The 15,991-nt window shown below is 73.0% G+C and carries 16 protein-coding genes and 1 tRNA gene; 3 read left to right on the top strand and 14 right to left on the bottom strand.

Annotated features, from left to right (window positions below; translation table 11 throughout):
* Positions 1-183 precede the first annotated feature (183 nt).
* Positions 184-807, bottom strand: coding sequence for a hypothetical protein (locus ABC138_RS03165; RefSeq protein WP_338537666.1), 624 nt, complete (start codon positions 805-807; stop codon positions 184-186).
* Between the two features lie 100 nt (positions 808-907).
* Here ABC138_RS03165 and msrA point away from each other — a divergent pair, with 100 nt between their 5' ends.
* On the top strand, positions 908-1,606 hold the full coding sequence (gene msrA / locus ABC138_RS03160; RefSeq protein WP_345912729.1) for a peptide-methionine (S)-S-oxide reductase MsrA: 699 nt from the start codon (positions 908-910) through the stop codon (positions 1,604-1,606).
* Positions 1,607-1,772: 166 nt separating this feature from the next.
* On the opposite strand, the gene ABC138_RS03155 is transcribed toward msrA, so the two are convergent.
* Positions 1,773-3,785: an NADPH-dependent 2,4-dienoyl-CoA reductase gene (locus tag ABC138_RS03155; protein ID WP_345912728.1), complete on the bottom strand. Its 2,013-nt coding sequence runs from the start codon at positions 3,783-3,785 to the stop codon at positions 1,773-1,775.
* 134 nt (positions 3,786-3,919) lie between these two features.
* Here ABC138_RS03155 and ABC138_RS03150 point away from each other — a divergent pair, with 134 nt between their 5' ends.
* Positions 3,920-4,915, top strand: a complete 996-nt coding sequence (locus ABC138_RS03150; RefSeq protein WP_068321650.1) for an SGNH/GDSL hydrolase family protein — start codon at positions 3,920-3,922, stop codon at positions 4,913-4,915.
* A 164-nt stretch (positions 4,916-5,079) separates the two neighbouring features.
* On the opposite strand, the gene ABC138_RS03145 is transcribed toward ABC138_RS03150, so the two are convergent.
* The 4 genes from ABC138_RS03145 to ABC138_RS03130 all read right to left on the bottom strand — a co-directional run bounded on the left by ABC138_RS03145 (position 5,080) and on the right by ABC138_RS03130 (position 9,043).
* Positions 5,080-5,340, bottom strand: coding sequence for a hypothetical protein (locus ABC138_RS03145; RefSeq protein WP_068321645.1), 261 nt, complete (start codon positions 5,338-5,340; stop codon positions 5,080-5,082).
* Complete coding sequence (locus ABC138_RS03140) at positions 5,337-6,365, bottom strand: Bax inhibitor-1/YccA family protein (protein WP_345912727.1); 1,029 nt, start codon at positions 6,363-6,365, stop codon at positions 5,337-5,339. Before ABC138_RS03140 ends, ABC138_RS03145 begins: the two co-directional genes overlap by 4 nt.
* A 107-nt stretch (positions 6,366-6,472) precedes the next feature.
* Positions 6,473-7,654, bottom strand: a complete 1,182-nt coding sequence (locus ABC138_RS03135; protein ID WP_345912726.1) for a cystathionine gamma-synthase — start codon at positions 7,652-7,654, stop codon at positions 6,473-6,475.
* Between the two features lie 6 nt (positions 7,655-7,660).
* Positions 7,661-9,043 carry a cystathionine beta-synthase gene (locus tag ABC138_RS03130; RefSeq protein WP_345912725.1) on the bottom strand — a complete coding sequence of 461 codons (1,383 nt, stop codon included), beginning with the start codon at positions 9,041-9,043 and terminating at the stop codon, positions 7,661-7,663.
* Positions 9,044-9,123: 80 nt separating this feature from the next.
* Here ABC138_RS03130 and ABC138_RS03125 point away from each other — a divergent pair, with 80 nt between their 5' ends.
* On the top strand, positions 9,124-9,957 hold the full coding sequence (locus ABC138_RS03125; RefSeq protein WP_345912724.1) for a siderophore-interacting protein: 834 nt from the start codon (positions 9,124-9,126) through the stop codon (positions 9,955-9,957).
* A 21-nt stretch (positions 9,958-9,978) separates the two neighbouring features.
* Here the strand turns inward: ABC138_RS03125 and ABC138_RS03120 are convergent.
* The 8 genes from ABC138_RS03120 to ABC138_RS03085 all read right to left on the bottom strand — a co-directional run bounded on the left by ABC138_RS03120 (position 9,979) and on the right by ABC138_RS03085 (position 15,979).
* Positions 9,979-10,053: transfer RNA gene (locus ABC138_RS03120), tRNA-Leu, on the bottom strand.
* Positions 10,054-10,065: 12 nt separating this feature from the next.
* On the bottom strand, positions 10,066-11,049 hold the full coding sequence (locus ABC138_RS03115) for a Ppx/GppA phosphatase family protein (protein ID WP_345912723.1): 984 nt from the start codon (positions 11,047-11,049) through the stop codon (positions 10,066-10,068).
* Positions 11,046-11,582: a DUF501 domain-containing protein gene (locus tag ABC138_RS03110; protein ID WP_345912722.1), complete on the bottom strand. Its 537-nt coding sequence runs from the start codon at positions 11,580-11,582 to the stop codon at positions 11,046-11,048. Before ABC138_RS03110 ends, ABC138_RS03115 begins: the two co-directional genes overlap by 4 nt.
* A complete protein-coding gene (locus ABC138_RS03105) occupies positions 11,579-12,115 on the bottom strand; it encodes a septum formation initiator family protein (protein WP_345912721.1) in 537 nt (178 codons plus the stop codon). Before ABC138_RS03105 ends, ABC138_RS03110 begins: the two co-directional genes overlap by 4 nt.
* 8 nt (positions 12,116-12,123) lie before the next feature.
* On the bottom strand, positions 12,124-13,404 hold the full coding sequence (gene eno / locus ABC138_RS03100; RefSeq protein ID WP_345912720.1) for a phosphopyruvate hydratase: 1,281 nt from the start codon (positions 13,402-13,404) through the stop codon (positions 12,124-12,126).
* Positions 13,405-13,504: 100 nt separating this feature from the next.
* Positions 13,505-14,629: a GNAT family N-acetyltransferase gene (locus ABC138_RS03095; RefSeq protein ID WP_345912719.1), complete on the bottom strand. Its 1,125-nt coding sequence runs from the start codon at positions 14,627-14,629 to the stop codon at positions 13,505-13,507.
* A 10-nt stretch (positions 14,630-14,639) separates the two neighbouring features.
* Positions 14,640-15,353 (bottom strand): MazG nucleotide pyrophosphohydrolase domain-containing protein, encoded by a 714-nt coding sequence (locus tag ABC138_RS03090; RefSeq protein WP_345912732.1) that lies wholly within the window; start codon positions 15,351-15,353, stop codon positions 14,640-14,642.
* 50 nt (positions 15,354-15,403) lie between these two features.
* Positions 15,404-15,979 carry a hypothetical protein gene (locus tag ABC138_RS03085; protein ID WP_345912733.1) on the bottom strand — a complete coding sequence of 192 codons (576 nt, stop codon included), beginning with the start codon at positions 15,977-15,979 and terminating at the stop codon, positions 15,404-15,406.
* Positions 15,980-15,991 lie beyond the last annotated feature (12 nt).

Genomic DNA, 15,991 nt, shown 5'->3' with positions numbered 1-15,991 from the left:
ATCCCGGGGGAGCGGGGCGTCGCCTTCGACCCCACGCAGACCTCGCGGGTCGCCCCCCTTCGCCGCGCGCCGGAGGGCGGGGAGTGGCTGCACGTCCACGAGCACTGAGCCGGCGCCGGGCACGACGCAGGGGGTGTCCCGACCACTGGTCGGGACACCCCCTGCGTCGTGCCCGGCGCCGGCTCAGTGCTCGTGGACGTGCAGCCACTCCCCGCCCTCCGGCGCGCGGCGAAGGGGGGCGACCCGCGAGGTCTGCGTGGGGTCGAAGGCGACGCCCCGCTCCCCCGGGATCCAGCTGGAGCTCGGCTCCGCGGGCCCGACCGGCGGGTAGACGCCGAGCTCGAGCCGTTGGAAGGCCGGACCGGACCACGTGCTCTCACCGACGAGCTCGCCCTCGAGCCGTGGCGGCACCGCGAGCGGCACCGTCGGGAGGAAGGCCGCACGCGGCGGCTCCGCCTCGCGCGCGCCCACGGGCTGGCCGTCGTCGGGGCGCCGGAAGACCTGGCCGGGCCGGCCACCGTCGCCGGAGGGGCCGCCGGACGCGGACCGCTGCAGCTCGGACGCCGCACCCGCCTTGCGGCTGTAGACCCGCAGCTGGGTCTCCGCGCCCTCGATCGTGCGACGGGCGGCGCGCCACTCCCCGGCGAACCTCTCGAAGTCAGGCCCCTGCCAGAGCACGCGCAGCCGCTCCAGGAGCGTCGCGCCGCGAGCGCCGATCTCCGCGACCGCGTCGCTCTGGCGGCGCAGGGCGACGGCGATGTCGTCGAGTCGCTCGACGTCCGCGCCGTGGCTCAGGTGCTGTGCCATCTCCCGCCTTCCACTGTCGTCAGGCCCAAGGGTAGGGACCGGGGTGTCGTCTCCCCAATGGGGAGGACTCCCCCTTCGCCCGACCTGCGACACTGGAGTCATGTTCGGTCGCCGGATCCCGCCCATGCCCACCGCCGAGACCGCCCTGCCGGGGCGAGCCGAGAGGACCTTCTCCGTGCCGGAGCTGCACGAGGTGCTCGGCACGCCGCTCGAGGGCCCGTGGCCGGCGGGCACCGAGGTCATGTACGTCGCGATGGGCTGCTTCTGGGGGGCGGAGCGGATCTTCTGGCAGCTGCCGGGGGTGGTCACGACCGCCGCGGGGTACATGGGCGGCTTCACCGCGAACCCGACGTACGAGGAGACCTGCTCCGGCCTGACCGGCCACACGGAGAGCGTCCTCGTCGCGTACGACCCGGAGCGGACCCGTCCCGAGCTGCTGCTCAAGGCGTTCTGGGAGAACCACGACCCGACGACGCCCGACCGCCAGGGCAACGACGTCGGTACGCAGTACCGCTCGGCGATCTACTGGACGAGCGAGGCCCAGCGCGCTGCGGTCGAGGCCACCGCCGCGTCCTTCGGCGAGGAGCTGGCCAGCCACCAGCTCCCGCCGATCAGCACCGAGATGCGCCCGGCGAGCGAGGTGGGCACGTTCTGGTACGCCGAGGACTACCACCAGCAGTACCTGCACAAGAACCCCGGCGGGTACTGCAACCACGGGCCCAACGGCCTGACCTGCCAGGTCGGCATCCTGCGCCAGGACGAGGTCCCCGCGCAGCAGGACATCGCCCCGCCCCGGTAGCCCGAGGGTGCCCTTCGGGGCGAATCACTCCCGCCCCTGACCCAGCCCGTCCACCGGCGCGAGCCGGCGGTCGGGGACCAGGTCGGCGACGTCGGGGGTCAGGTCGGGCACCGTCCCTGGTGGGCGGCCCGGCGTCCAGCCGCAGCAGGACGTGAGGCGGCGCGCGTCAGAGGGTGGTCGCGAGCTCGGTGCCCTGGCGGATGGCGCGCTTGGCGTCGAGCTCGGCCGCGACGTCGGCGCCACCGATGACGTGCACGACGACCCCCTTCGCCCGCAGCGGCTCGACGAGGTCACGCACGGACTCCTGACCGGTGCACACGACGACGTTGTCGACCGCGAGGGTGCGCGGCCGGCCGTCGACGGTGATGTGCAGGCCGTCGTCGTCGATGCGCTCGTACGTGGCCCCGGTGACCTGGTGGACGCCCTTGGCCCTGATCGCGGCGCGGTGGACCCATCCGGTCGTCTTGCCGAGGCCGGCGCCGATCTTGCTCTCCTTGCGCTGCACCAGGTACACGGTGCGGGGAGACGGCGACGGGTGGGGCTCCTTGAGCCCGCCTCGGCCGGGTGAGAAGGGGTCGACGCCCCACTCGTCCTGCCACTCCTTGAGGTCCAGCGTCGGCGACTCGACGGTCGTCAGGAGCTCGGTGACGTCGACGCCGATGCCGCCGGCACCGATGACGGCGACGCGCTGCCCGACCTCACGGGTACCGAGGACGGCCTCGGGGTAGGTGAGCACCATGGGGTGGTCGATCCCCTCGATCTCGGGGACGCGCGGGCTCACCCCGGTGGCGAGCACGACTTCGTCGTACCCGGCGAGGTCGTCGACGCCGGCACGGGTGCGGAGGTGCACCCGCACGCCGCGCCGCTCGAGCTCGCCGCGGTAGTACCGGATCGTCTCGGCGAACTCCTCCTTGCCCGGGATGCGCAGGGCGAGCGCGAACTGGCCGCCGATGTCCTCCCCCGCCTCGAAGAGCTCGACGTCGTGGCCGCGCTCGGCGGCGGAGACGGCCGCGGACAGGCCGGCGGGGCCGCCGCCGACGACCGCGACGCGCTTGCGACGGGACGTGGGAGCCAGTACGAGCTCGGTCTCGTGGCCGGCGCGCGGGTTGACCAGGCAGGAGGCCGTCTGGCGCCGGAAGGTGTGGTCGAGGCAGGCCTGGTTGCAGGCGATGCAGGTGTTGATCGCGTCCGCGCGACCGGCCTCGGCCTTGGCTGCCCACTGCGGGTCGGCGAGCCACGGCCGCGCCATCTGGACGAGGTCGGCGCGCCCCTCCGCGAGGACCTGCTCGGCCTGGTCGGGCATGTTGATGCGGTTGCTCGTGACGACCGGGATGTCGACGTGGGGCCGCAGCCGCTCGGCGACCTCGGTGAAGGCCATCCGCGGCACGGAGGTGACGATCGTCGGCACCCGGGCCTCGTGCCAGCCGATGCCGGTCGAGAGGATCGTCGCACCGGCGGCCTGGATCTCCTGGCCCAGGGTGACGATCTCCTCCCACGTCTGGCCGTCCTCGACGAGGTCGAGGACCGAGAGGCGGTAGACGATGATGAAGTCCTCGCCGACGGCCGCGCGCACCGCGCGCACGATCTCCGTGGCGATCCGGCGGCGGTTGGCCGGCGTGCCGCCCCACCCGTCGGTGCGCTGGTTGGTGCGCGGCGCCAGGAACTGGTTGATGAAGTACCCCTCGGAGCCCATGACCTCGACGCCGTCGTAGCCCGCGCCGCGGGCCAGCTCGGCCGCACGCGCGAAGCCCCGGACCTGCCGGCGGACCCCGCGCTCGCTCAGCCCGCGGGCACCGAAGGGGGTGATCGGCGACTTCGTGGAGGAGGCCGACACCGAGTACGGGTGGTAGGCATAGCGCCCCGCGTGCAGGATCTGCAGGGCGATCTTGCCCCCTTCGCGGTGGACGGCGTCGGTGACCTGCTGGTGCCGGCGGGCCTCGCGGCGGGTCGTGAGCTTGGAGGCGAAGGGGTAGAAGCTGCCCTCGATGTTCGGCGCGAAACCGCCGGTCACGATGAGCCCGGCGCCCCCCTTCGCCCGCTCGGCGTAGAAGGCGGCGAGCCGCTCGAAGCTGCTCGCCCGGTTCTCGAGACCGGTGTGCATCGACCCCATGATCGTGCGGTTGCGCAGGGTGGTGAACCCCAGGTCGAGCGGGGTGAAGAGGTGGGGGTACTCGCTCATCGTGTCCTCGTGACGAAGGGGGCCATCGTCACCGACGGTACCCAATGGGCGGGCTGCGGGCCGTGGCTCGTTGGCATCGTCACCCGGGGATGACAAGGTGGCCTCGAGGGATCGACACCGAGCGAGGGAGAAGCATGGCGGAGCTGGGACGCATGGCCGGACGTGCCGCCGTCGGCGCAGCCGGCGCGGCCATGGCGAGTGTGACGCTGGCGGGCCTGGGCTACGGGCTCATCCAGGCCGAGGCCAAGCTCACCCGCCGGATCGTGGGCCAGCCCTTCGAGGGAGCGCCCGACGACGACGGTCTCTACGGCGCCGCCCCGGGCGACCCGGTGCGCCTGCTGATCCTCGGGGACTCGACCGCGGCGGGCATGGGCGCCGACAACCGGTACCAGACGATCGGCGCGATCCTCGCGAGCGGTCTGGCTGCGATCATGGGCCGCCCCGTGGAGCTGACCAACGAGGCGGTCGTAGGCGCCGAGTCCTCCGACCTGAACGTCCAGCTGTCCAAGGCCCTGGCGCGGATCGACAATCCGGACGTCGCCGTGATCCTCGTGGGCGCCAACGACGTGACCCACCGCATCGACCGCTCGGTCTCCGTGGAGCACCTCGGCCGCACGGTCCGCTACCTGCGCACCCTCGACGTGCCCGTGGTCGTCGCGACCTGCCCCGACCTCGGCACCGTGGAGCCGATCCCCTTCCCGCTCAACAAGCTGCTGCGGCAGTGGAGCCGCGAGCTCGCCGCCGCGCAGACCGTGGCCGCGGTCGAGGCCGGGGCCCGCACGGTGTCGCTGGGTGACCTGCTCGGCCCGGAGTTCGAGGCCAGCCCCGCGGTGATGTTCAGCGTGGACCGCTTCCACCCCTCGGCCGCCGGCTACGCCCGGGTCGCCTCGGCGCTGCTGCCCTCCGTCGCGGCCGAGCTGCGGGCCTGGCCCGAGGGCGCCGAGCACGACTCCGAGCCCGAGGCCCGACTGGGCGAGGGCATCGGCGCGCTGGACGACGCCGCCGAGCGCGCGGCGTCCACCCCGGGCACCGAGGTCGGACCGGCCCACCTCAGCGGCAAGCGCGCCGGCCCCCGGGGCCCCTGGGCCATGCTCCGTCGCCGGGGCGTGCACGAGGTCACCGACCTCTGAGGCCGCCCGGCGATGCGGCTGGGCCTCGCGCACCGCTGGGGCCGGTGGTGGGTCACGTCGTGCACCATCACCCCCGGCGGTAGTGCACGACGTGACCTGCCGCGGGCGAAGGGGAGGCCCCCCGGCTGCATTCCCCTAGGGCAATGCAGCCTCTCGCGGCCTCGTCAGGACCAGGAGAGGCGCAGGTCGGCGAGGCGCCGCGCGAGGTGAGGGGGGCCCCCTTCGCCCGTTGTGCAGGCGTCGAAGACGACGACCCGCATCTGGTCCATGACCACGGCCGGACCCAGGTCGGGCAGACGCTCCCCCGCGAGCTCCTCGAGGAGGTCGTGCACCCCCGCAACCGCGTCGGCCGCGCGGTCCAGTGGCAGCTGCTGCCACCTGCGGACCGCGCGGCCGACCTCGGTCGCGATGTCGTCCGGGATCAATCCGAGCGGAGCCGGGCCAGCAGGCGCAGCAGCTCGAGGTAGAGCCAGACGAGGGTGACGAGGAGACCGATGGCCAGGTGCCACGCGTAGCTCGCCGGGGCGCCCGTGCGGATCGCGGTCTCGATGGAGTCGAAGTCGAGCGCCAGCGTCACGGCCGCGAGGCCGGTGCCGAAGACCGAGATGGCGATGCCGAGCATGCCGGTGCCACCGAAGCCGAAGGGCGAGCCGTCGAAGAAGAGCATGTAGCCCAGGTTGATCATCGAGAAGATGAAGTACCCGAGGATCGCCATGCTGACGATGGCGCGGAACTTCTGCGTGACCTTGATGACGCCCGTCTTGTACAGGGTGAGCATCGCGGCGAAGACGCAGACCGTCGCGAGGATCGCCTGGGTGACGATCGACTCGAAGACATTGGTCCCCACCGGGTCGTAGATCTGGTGGTAGATGCCGCTGATCGGGCCGACGAAGGCGCCCTCCAGGGCGGCGTAGGCGACCGCGAGCGGCGCACCGACCGGCTTGCGCCGGAACATCATGAACAGGCTCATGCCGATGGTGCCGACGAGGCCGACCATCATCATGATGCCGCCGACGCCGGGCCCCACCGAGGTGAGCGTCCAGCCGATCGCCGCCACGGCGAGCATGACGCCGAAGAGCGCACCGGTACGGATCATGACGTCGTCGAGCGTCAGGGCGCGGCCACCGCCGCCACCCCCGCCGAAGCCGCCGACGGGACCGGGCTGGCCGTAGCCGGGCTGGGGCTGGCCGTAGCCCTGCTGCGGGAAGCCCTGCTGCGGGAAGCCCTGCTGCTGGTAACCGGGCTGCTGGTAACCGGGCTGCTGGTAACCGGGCTGCTGGTAACCGGGCTGCTGGTAACCGGGCTGCTGGTAACCGGGCTGCTGGTAACCGGGCTGCTGGTAACCGGGCTGCTGGTAGCCCTGCTGCGGGTACTGGGTGCTCGAGTCACGGAAGCCCGCGTACCCGCGCTGGGCATCCTGCTCGACCCGGCCGAGGATCGGGTTGCTCATGTGTGCTCCTGGTGAGGGGCTGGCGCGACGCGGTCGCCGCTGACTGGTACCAGACTAAGCGCACGACCGCGTCGCGGTGTTCCCGCCCTCCACAGGCGATCCCGGCCTCAGGACAGGCCGTCGAGCGCCTGCTCGAGGTCGGCGAGGATGTCCGCGCAGTCCTCGATGCCGACGGACAGGCGCACCAAGTCGTCCGGCACCTCGAGCATCGAGCCGGCGGTCGACGCGTGCGTCATCGCGCCGGGGTGCTCGATGAGCGACTCGATGCCGCCGAGGGACTCGGCGAGGGTGAAGACCTCGGCCCGCGCGCACAGCTGCTGCGCGGCTTCGCGCCCGCCGGCCATGCGCACCGAGATCATCCCGCCGTACCGGGTCATCTGCCGCGCTGCGACGTCGTGACCCGGGTGCTCGGGCAGGCCCGGGTAGAGGACCGAGGTGATCTCCTTGCGCGCGGACAGCAGGTCCACGACCGCCTCCGCGTTGTCGCAGTGACGGTCCATGCGCACCCCGAGCGTCTTGATGCCACGCATCGTCAGGTACGCGTCGAAGGGCCCGGGTACGCCGCCGGACCCGTTCTGCAGGAAGGCGATGTCGGCATCGATCTGCTCGTCGTCCGTGACGAGCAGGCCGCCGACGACGTCGCTGTGTCCGCCGAGGTACTTCGTGCTCGAGTGCAGCACGACGTCGGCGCCGAGGGAGAGCGGCTGCTGCAGGTACGGGCTGGCGAAGGTGTTGTCGACGACCAACCGGGCCCCGGTCGCGTGGGCGACCTCGGCCACCGCCGTGATGTCCCCGATGTTGAGCAGCGGGTTGGTCGGCGTCTCGAGCCACACGAGCTTGGTCGTGGGTCGGATCGCCGCGCGGATCGCGTCGACGTCGCCGACGGGGGCCGGCGTGTGCTCGATCCCCCACTGCGAGAAGACTTTGTCGATGAGCCGGAAGGTGCCGCCGTACGCGTCGTCCGGGATGACGAGGTGGTCCCCGGGGCGAAGGGAGGCCCGCAGGATCGCGTCCGTCGCCGCCATGCCGGAGGCGAAGGCACGACCGTGGGTCCCCCCTTCGATCGACGCCGCGTTGGCCTCGAGCGCCTGACGGGTCGGGTTGCCGGTACGGGCGTACTCGAAGCCGCCCCGCAGGCCGCCCACGCCGTCCTGGGCGAAGGTCGAGCTGGCGTAGATCGGGACGTTGACCGCACCGGTCAGCGGGTCGGGCTCGTAGCCCGCGTGGATCGCTCGCGTGGAGAAGCCCTGGCTGGCGCGGGCGTCCGCCGCGCTCTTGTGCTCACCCATGGTGTCTCAGCCCTTCGCTCGGTGGGACAGGTGGCCCAGCAGGTCCTGCCGGGTGATGACGCCGGCCGGCTTGCCGCCCTCGACGACGAGCAGCGCGTCGGCGTGCTCGAGCGCCTCGGTCGCGGCCGAGACGGGCTCGGCGGCACCGATCTGCGGCAGCTTGGCGCCCATGTGCGCGCTCACCGGGTCGGCGAGCGAGGCGTGCCCCTCGAAGACGGCGGTGAGCAGGTCCCGCTCGGTCACCGCACCCGCGACCTCGCCGATGACGACCGGCGGCTCCGCGCCGACGACGGGCATCTGGGAGACGCCGTACTCGCGCAAGATGTCGATGGCCTCACGGATCGTCTCGTTGGGGTGCGTGTGCACGAGGTCGGGCAGCTCGCCGGACTTGCCGCGGAGCACCTCACCCACGCTGGCGTCGCTGCCTGCGTCACCCGGCAGGAAGCCGTAGGAGGCCATCCACTCGTCGTCGAAGATCTTGCCGAGGTAGCCGCGGCCGCCGTCGGGCAGCAGGACGACGATTGTGGCGTCGGGGCCGGCGGTCTCGGCGACGCGCAGCGCCGCGACGACGGCCATGCCGCTCGACCCACCGACGAGCAGGCCCTCCTCGCGCGCGAGGCGCCGCGTCATCGCGAAGGCCTCCTGGTCGTTCACCGCGATGACCTCGTCGGGCACGGACGGGTCGTAGGCACCGGGCCACATGTCCTCGCCGACGCCCTCGACGAGGTACGGCCGGCCGGTGCCGCCTGAGTAGACCGAGCCCTCGGGGTCGGCGCCGATGATCTTGACCCGGCCGCCGGACACCTCCTTGAGGTAGCGCCCGGTGCCGGTGATCGTGCCGCCGGTGCCGATGCCCGTGACGAGGTGGGTGATCTCCCCGTCGGTCTGCTCCCAGATCTCCGGACCGGTGCTCTCGTAGTGCGCCTGCGGCCCGTTGAGGTTGAAGAACTGGTTGGGCTTCCACGCCCCCTCGATCTCCGCGGTCAGCCGGTCACTCACCGAGTAGTAGCTGTCCGGGTGGTCCGGCGCGACGGAGGTCGGCACGATCTGCACCTCCGCGCCGTAGGCCCGCAGCACGTCGATCTTGTCCTTGCCGACCTTGTCGGGGCAGACGAAGATGCAGCGGTAGCCGCGCTCCTGCGCGACGAGCGCCAGCCCGACGCCGGTGTTGCCGGAGGTCGGCTCGACGATGGTTCCACCGGGCTTCAGCTCGCCGGAGGCCTCGGCCGCGTCGATGAGCTTGCGGGCGATGCGGTCCTTGATGCTGCCGCCGGGGTTGAGGTACTCGACCTTGGCCGCGACGAGGGGGGAGCCCTCGGGGACGACGGAGCTGAGCCTGACGAGCGGGGTGTTGCCGATCAGGTCGGAGATGTGGCTGGCGATCTGCATGACAAGCATCGTGGCACGGATCACCACGGCCCACGAAGGGGGTCGCAGCGCGACGGTCGCATAAGGGTAGCCTTAGTTTTATGACGACCCCCGCAGCACGTCCGCCCCGGCCCCAGCGCGTGCTGACGGTCGAGTCCGCAGAGCCGCTCGGGCCGCACCTCGTGCGGCTCGTCCTCGAGGGCGAGTCGCTGGCGGACTTCGGCGCGCGGGAGTCGACCGACGCGTACGTCAAGCTGCTCTTCGTGCCGGACGAGCTCGGGCTGGAGCCCCCCTTCGACCTCGCCGCGATCCGCGAGAGCGCGCCCGCGCACCTGCAGCCGGTGACCCGCACCTACACCGTCCGTGCGATCGACCGCGAGGCGCGACGGTTGACGCTGGACGTCGTGACGCACGGCGACGTCGGGTACGCCGGACCCTGGGCCCAGCGGGCGAAGGGGGGTGACGTCGCCGTCGTCATGGGGCCGGGCGGCGGCTACGCCCCCGACCCGCAGGTCGGCTGGCACCTTTTCGCGGGTGACCTGTCCGCGCTGCCGGCGATCGCCGCCTCGCTGGAGGCGCTCCCCGCGTCCGCGCGGGGCGTCGCGCTCATCGAGGTGGAGCTGGCGGAGGACGTGCTCGAGCTGGCCGCACCCGAGGGCGTGCGCGTCGAGTGGCTCGTCAACCCCGACCCCTCGGACATCGGTTTCCTCGCCCGCGCGATCGACGCGGCGCCGTGGCCGGAGCAGGTCGACGCGGGCACCGTGCAGGTCTTCGCGCACGGCGAGCGCGAGTCGATCAAGGCCGTGCGCCGGGTCCTCAAGGAGCGGGGCGTGCCCCGCGAGGCGCTGTCGATCTCGGGCTACTGGGCGCGAGGTCGGACCGAGGACGCCTTCCAGGCGGAGAAGCGCACACCGGTCGGCCGGATCGAGGTCTGACGACCCGTCGTCGTCCGCGCGTACCCCCGGCGGGACTCGAACCCGCACCGTGCACCATTTTAAGTGGCGTGCCTCTGCCAGTTGGGCTACGGGGGCGTGGCCGTCAGACTAGCCAGCCTGGTCGACGCCCTCCGCGGCGACGGCGCCGATCGACATCGCGATGCCGTCGAGGATGTCGTGCTCGGAGGCGGTGACGACGATGTCGGGGCCGTTGGCGCCGAGCGCCCGCTCCAGGATCTCCCACCAGATGAGCGCGCCGGCGCCGATGACGTCGACCCGGCCGGGGTGCATGTAGGGCTGCGCAGCCCGCTCGGCGCGGGTGCTGAGGATGAGCCGCTCGCAGGACTCCATCATCTGTGCGACCGGCACCCGGGCGAGGTGGATCGCCGTGGGGTCGTACGAGCCCAGGCCGAGGGCCTGGGCGGTCACGGTCGTCACCGACCCGGCGAGCCCGACCACGGTCTGGATGCCGCCGAGCCCGACCTCGGCCTCGGCCCGGTCCAGCGCCTCGGCGATGTCGAAGCGCGCGGCGTCGATGACCTCCTGCGTCGGTGGGTCGGTGCGGTGGTGCCGCTCGGTGAGTCGCACGCAGCCGATGTCGAGGGAGGTGCCGGCCACGACCTCGTGGGTGCCGCGGACGATCTCGGTCGAGCCGCCGCCGATGTCGACGACGAGGTACGGCCCCTCGAAGCCCGCGTCGAGCAGCCCGCCCGTGGCCCCGGCGAAGCTCAGCTGCGCCTCCTCGTCCCCCGAGATGACCTCGGGGGTGACGGCGAGGTCACCGAAGGCCTCCTGCACACCGGCGACGAAGTCCGCGGCGTTGTCGGCGTCGCGCGAGGCCGACGTGGCGACGAAGCGCACGGCCCCCGGGTCGACGGCCAGCTCACGGCACTGTGCCGCGTACTCGGCGGCCACGGCCAGGGTGCGCCGCAGCGCCTCCTCCCCGAGCCGGCCGGTCCTGTCGACCCCTTCGCCCAGGCGCACGACCTCGATGCGGCGCAGGACGTCGCTCAGCGTCCCGGTCTCCTTGTCGCGGTCGGCGACGAGCAGCCGGATCGAGTTGGTCCCGCAGTCGATCGCTGCGACTCTCATGCGTCGCTCCCTTCGTCCGGGCCCACGCACGGGCTGGTGTGCCACCACTGCGGCAGCAGGTCGAGCGCCTCGTCCCCCAGGGGGTTGACCCCGGGGCCGGCGGCCAGCGAGTGCGCGACGAGGACGTGCAGGCACTTCACGCGGGTGGGCATGCCCCCCGCGGAGATCCCCTCGACCTCGGGCACGTCGCCGAGCTCGGTCCGCCGACGCAGGTAGTCCTCGTGGGCCGCGCGGTACCGGGCGGCCAGGTCCTCGTCGTCGAGCAGCCGCTGCGACATCTGCGCCATGAGCCCGCTGGACTCGAGCGTCGAGATCGCGCCGGTCAGGCGCGGGCAGGTCGCGTAGTACGTCGTCGGGAAGGGGGTGCCGTCGGGCAGGCGCGGGGCCGTGCGCAGGACCGTCGGGCCGCCGCAGGGGCACCGGTGGGCGACGGCGACGGTCGCCCGCGCCGGGCGGCCGAGCTGCCGGTGGACGGTCTCGAGGTCCTGCGGGTCGACCCGCTCCAGGTCGTTGCCCCGCTCGTCGGTGCTCACCGGCCCGCGGTCGGGTCGTCGGCGGCCTCGACGGAGGAGGCGACCTGCTCGTACCACGGCTGCGTCGCCGGGGCCTGGACGGTGCCCGTCTCGGGGTCGACGTCGGGGGTCTCGCCCGCGGGGTCGATGACCGTGTAGGTCCGCTCCCCCGGCTTGACGAACTTCAGCCGCTGCCGGGCTTGGGCCTCGACGTACTCGTCGGTCTCCCACAGGTCGCGCTGGCGCTTGAGGTCCGCGACGTTGGCCTCCTGCGCGGCGACCTGCTCGTGCAGCGCGTCGAGGCGCTGGCGCTGGTCGTACCAGGACTTGCCGGTCGGCAGGAGCATGACGGCGAGCAGGACGCCGAGGGAGACGAGCACCACCCAGCGTCGGGTCGTCATGACGGCCCGACGCTCCTGGGCCGCCTTGGCGGCGGTGCCGGAGCGGGAGCGGGTCGGGCGCGCGCCGCCCCCCGCGGGCCGGGTCGCGCGGGGTCGCCGCGTCCCGCCCTGCGCGCTCGTGCGTGCAGGGCGGCGACGCGGGGTCCCGGCCATGTCCTGGATCAGCCCTTGAAGCGCGGGAAGGCGCCGGCGCCGGCGTAGATCGCCGCGTCGTCGAGCTCCTCCTCGATGCGCAGGAGCTGGTTGTACTTCGCCACGCGCTCGGAGCGGGCCGGGGCGCCGGTCTTGATCTGGCCGCAGTTCGTCGCGACGGCCAGGTCGGCGATCGTCACGTCCTCGGTCTCGCCGGAACGGTGGCTCATCATCGAGGCGAAGCCGCTGCGGGTCGCGAGCGCGACCGCGTCGAGGGCCTCGGTGAGCGAGCCGATCTGGTTGACCTTGACCAGCAGCGCGTTGGCGGCCCGGTCCGCGATGCCACGGGCGAGGCGCTCGGGGTTGGTGACGAAGAGGTCGTCGCCGACGATCTGGACGCGGTCGCCGAGGCGCTCGGTCATCGTCTGCCAGCCCTCCCAGTCCTCCTCGTCGAGCGGGTCCTCGATGGAGACGAGCGGGTAGGCGTCGACGAGGTCGGCGTAGTAGTCGACGAGCTCGGAGGAGCTGATCTGCTTGCCCTCGAAGGTGTAGGAGCCGTCTTCGTGCAGCTCGCTGGCCGCGACGTCGAGGGCGAGCGCGATCTCCTTGCCCGGCTCGTAGCCGGCCTTGGTGATGGCGTCGAGGATGAGGTCGAGCGCCTCGCGGTTGCTCTCGAGGTTGGGCGCGAAGCCGCCCTCGTCGCCGAGGCCGGTCGACAGGCCCTTGTCCTTGAGGACGGCCTTGAGCGAGTGGTAGACCTCCGTGCCCCAGCGCAGCGCCTCGCGGAAGGAGGGCGCACCGATGGGCGCGATCATGAACTCCTGGATGTCCACGTTGGAGTCGGCGTGGGAACCACCGTTGAGGATGTTCATCATCGGGACGGGCAGGATGTGCGCGTTGGGCCCGCCGATGTAGCGGAAGAGCGGCAGGCCCGCGGACTCCGCGGCGGCCTTGGCGACGGCGAGCGAGACGCCGAGGATGGCGTTCGCGCCGATCGAGCTCTTGTTGTCCGTCCCGTCGAGGGCGAGCATCTCGGCGTCGACGAGACGCTGCTCGCTGGCCTCGAAGCCGATGAGGCGGGGCATCAGGTCGTCCTCGACCGCGCGGACCGCGTCCTCGACGCCCTTGCCCAGGTAGCGCTTGTCGTCACCGTCGCGGCGCTCGGCGGCCTCGAAGGCCCCGGTGGAGGCACCGCTGGGCACCGCGGCCCGGGCGATGGTGCCGTCGTCGAGGGCGATCTCGACCTCGACGGTCGGGTTGCCGCGCGAGTCGAGGATCTCGCGCGCGCCAATTGCTTCGATGCTGGCCACTACCGGCTCCTAGGTGGTGCTCGATGACACGGGTTGGGTGGCTCCGAGCGTAACGGCTGGCCGACACCGGGGCGCAGACCGACCCGCCCCTCGGGCGGGCTCACACCCCTGCGACGGGAGGTCGAAGGGGGGACCGCTGCGCCCCGTCGTCGAAGTTGGCCGGGTCGAGCCACGCGTCGTGCGCCGCCCGGATGGCCGGCCAGTCGACGACGACCATGGCGAACCACGTGGTGTCGCGGGACCTCCCCTTCGTCACGACGTGGCGGCGGAAGGTGCCCTCGCAGGTGAACCCGAGGCGCTGCGCCGCCCGGCGCGAGGGGGCGTTGAGCGAGTCGCACTTCCACTCCAGGCGCCGGTACCCGAGGTCGAAGACGTGCCGGGCGAGGAGCGAGAAGGCCTCCGTCGCCGCGGTGGTGCGCTGCAGCCGCGGCCCCAGGAGGACGTTGCCGATCTCGACGACGCCGTTCGCCTCGTCGATGCGCATCAGGCTGGCCAGCCCGCAGGCGATGCCCTCGTCGTCCCGGACGACGACGTCGACCGTGCCCGGCCCGCAGCGCCGGGCGATGTATGCGTCGAAGGCGGCGGCATCGCCCGGGCGCTCCTCCTTGAGGTAGGTCCACAGGCCGTCGTGGTCCTCCCCCGCGACCTGCTGACGCACCTCGTGCGCGTGCTCGGGCGCGAGCGCCTCGATCGTGCAGTGGCTCCCGGTGATCGTCGCGACCTGCGGCCACGGCGCCCCCGTCCACCCGTCGACCGGGGGCCCGACGGGCTGCCCGAAGGGGGTCGCGCGCACCTCGTCGCGCGACGCCGGCGGCAGCACGACCTGGCCGATCGGCCCGGGGTTGACCGCGACCTCCCAGCGGAACCCGTCGGGGTCGGCGAAGTAGCCCGTGTACCCGCCCCAGTCGCGGCGCTGCGCCGGCTGCACCTCGGGCGAGCCGGCGGCGCGGGCCAGCTCGAGGATCGCGTCGACCTCCGACTCGCCGGCGACATTGTGCGCCAGGGTGACCGGCGCGATGCCCGGGCCGCCGCGGATCGGGCCGACCTCCCCTTCGAACTCGTCCTCGTCCCACAGCGAGAGCACGAGGTGCTCGCCGACGCGGATCATGAGCACCTCGCCGGGGACGTCGAGAACCGCGCGCCACCCCAGCCCGTCGAGGTAGAAGCGGCGCGTCGCGTCGAGGTCGGCGACGGCCAGGGTGACGAAGCTGATGCGCTGGTCCATGCGCACGACCTTACGGAGCGGGCCGCTCGGACCTCTCCTGCGCCTTGATCGCCTGCCACTGCGCCTCGATCTCCTCGAGGGTCTCGGCGGTCGCGTCGCCGAAGACGTGCGGGTTGCGGCGCACGAGCTTGTCGACGAGCGCGGCGGCCGCGTCGTCGACGGTGAAGGGGGCGTCCGGGTGGTCGGCCGCGACCCGGGCGTGGAAGAGCACCTGGAAGAGCAGGTCGCCGAGCTCGTCGACCAGCTCCTCGCGCAGCCGGACGTCGTCGGGGACGGCGATGACGGCCTCGAGCGCCTCGGTCACCTCGTGCGCCTCCTCCAGGACGAAGGGGAGCAGGCTCGCGTGGTCCTGCGCGGCGACCCAGGCGCACCCGCCGGACGAGCGGAGGCGGTCCATGACGGCGACGGCGTCGAGCAGCCGACCGCCCTCGACGTCCCAGGAGCCGACGAGCACCTCGACCTCGGGTGCGTCCTCCAGCCGCGAGACCTCCGCGGCGACGGCATCGCTGAGGCCGGGGTCACCGTCCGGTGAGCCGACCCACAGCACCTGCGTGGTCCGGGCGGCCTCGACGAGCAGGCGCGCCCGTTCGTGGGGCGCCTGCGCCCCGATGGTCTCGACGGCGACGCCGTCGTCGACGAGCGCGAGCGGCAGGGCGTCGCCCGGGTCGGCAGCGAGGACGGCGTCGGCGGCCTCGAGGGCACGCCACGCATCCCGGCTGAGCAGGCCGGGCGAGACGCGGGGGCTGGTCGCCAGGAGGACCAGGCGACCGGCCGTCAGGGCGTGCCCGTCGGCAGCTGGGCGTCCTGCGCGGCGGGCTCCTGGAGCCAGTCGGGCGACTCGCCGACGGCGGCGGCGTACCGGGGGCTGACGGTCACGTCCTGCTCCTGGACGTACGCGCTCAGCTCCTTGCGGGCGGCCTCGTCGAGCTGGGAGTTGAACGAGTTGGCCCGCAGGAAGTCGACGGTCGTGTCCGACGGGGAGGGCAGGACCTGCGCGAGCTGCTGGCGCACGCTCCCGGCCGACGGGACGGGGGTGCCCTGCTCGTCGGCGAACTCGAGGACCGACGGCACCTGCACGAGGAGGGCGACGACCTGGTCCGCGGTGATCTCCTGACCGGGCTGGCCCTGGCTCTGCGCCTCGATGACCGTGCCCAGCTCGCGGGTGGTGCGCTGCACGTCGCCGACGGTGACCACCTCGTCGCCGACCTTGGCCGCGACGGCGTCGCTGCCGGAGCCGTCCACGTCCACCGGGTCGTTGGCGGAGCCGCCGCACGCCGAGAGGGCGAGGGTCGCAGCGGCTGCGAGGGCGATCGCCCGGGCGGGGCGAGCGAGGGGCTGTCGACGGAGCACGGTGTGGGTCCC

Origin of the sequence: Janibacter sp. LM (assembly GCF_039631275.1) — a bacterium.
GTDB lineage: Bacteria > Actinomycetota > Actinomycetes > Actinomycetales > Dermatophilaceae > Janibacter > Janibacter terrae.
This window is presented reverse-complemented; position numbering and strand designations above follow the sequence as displayed.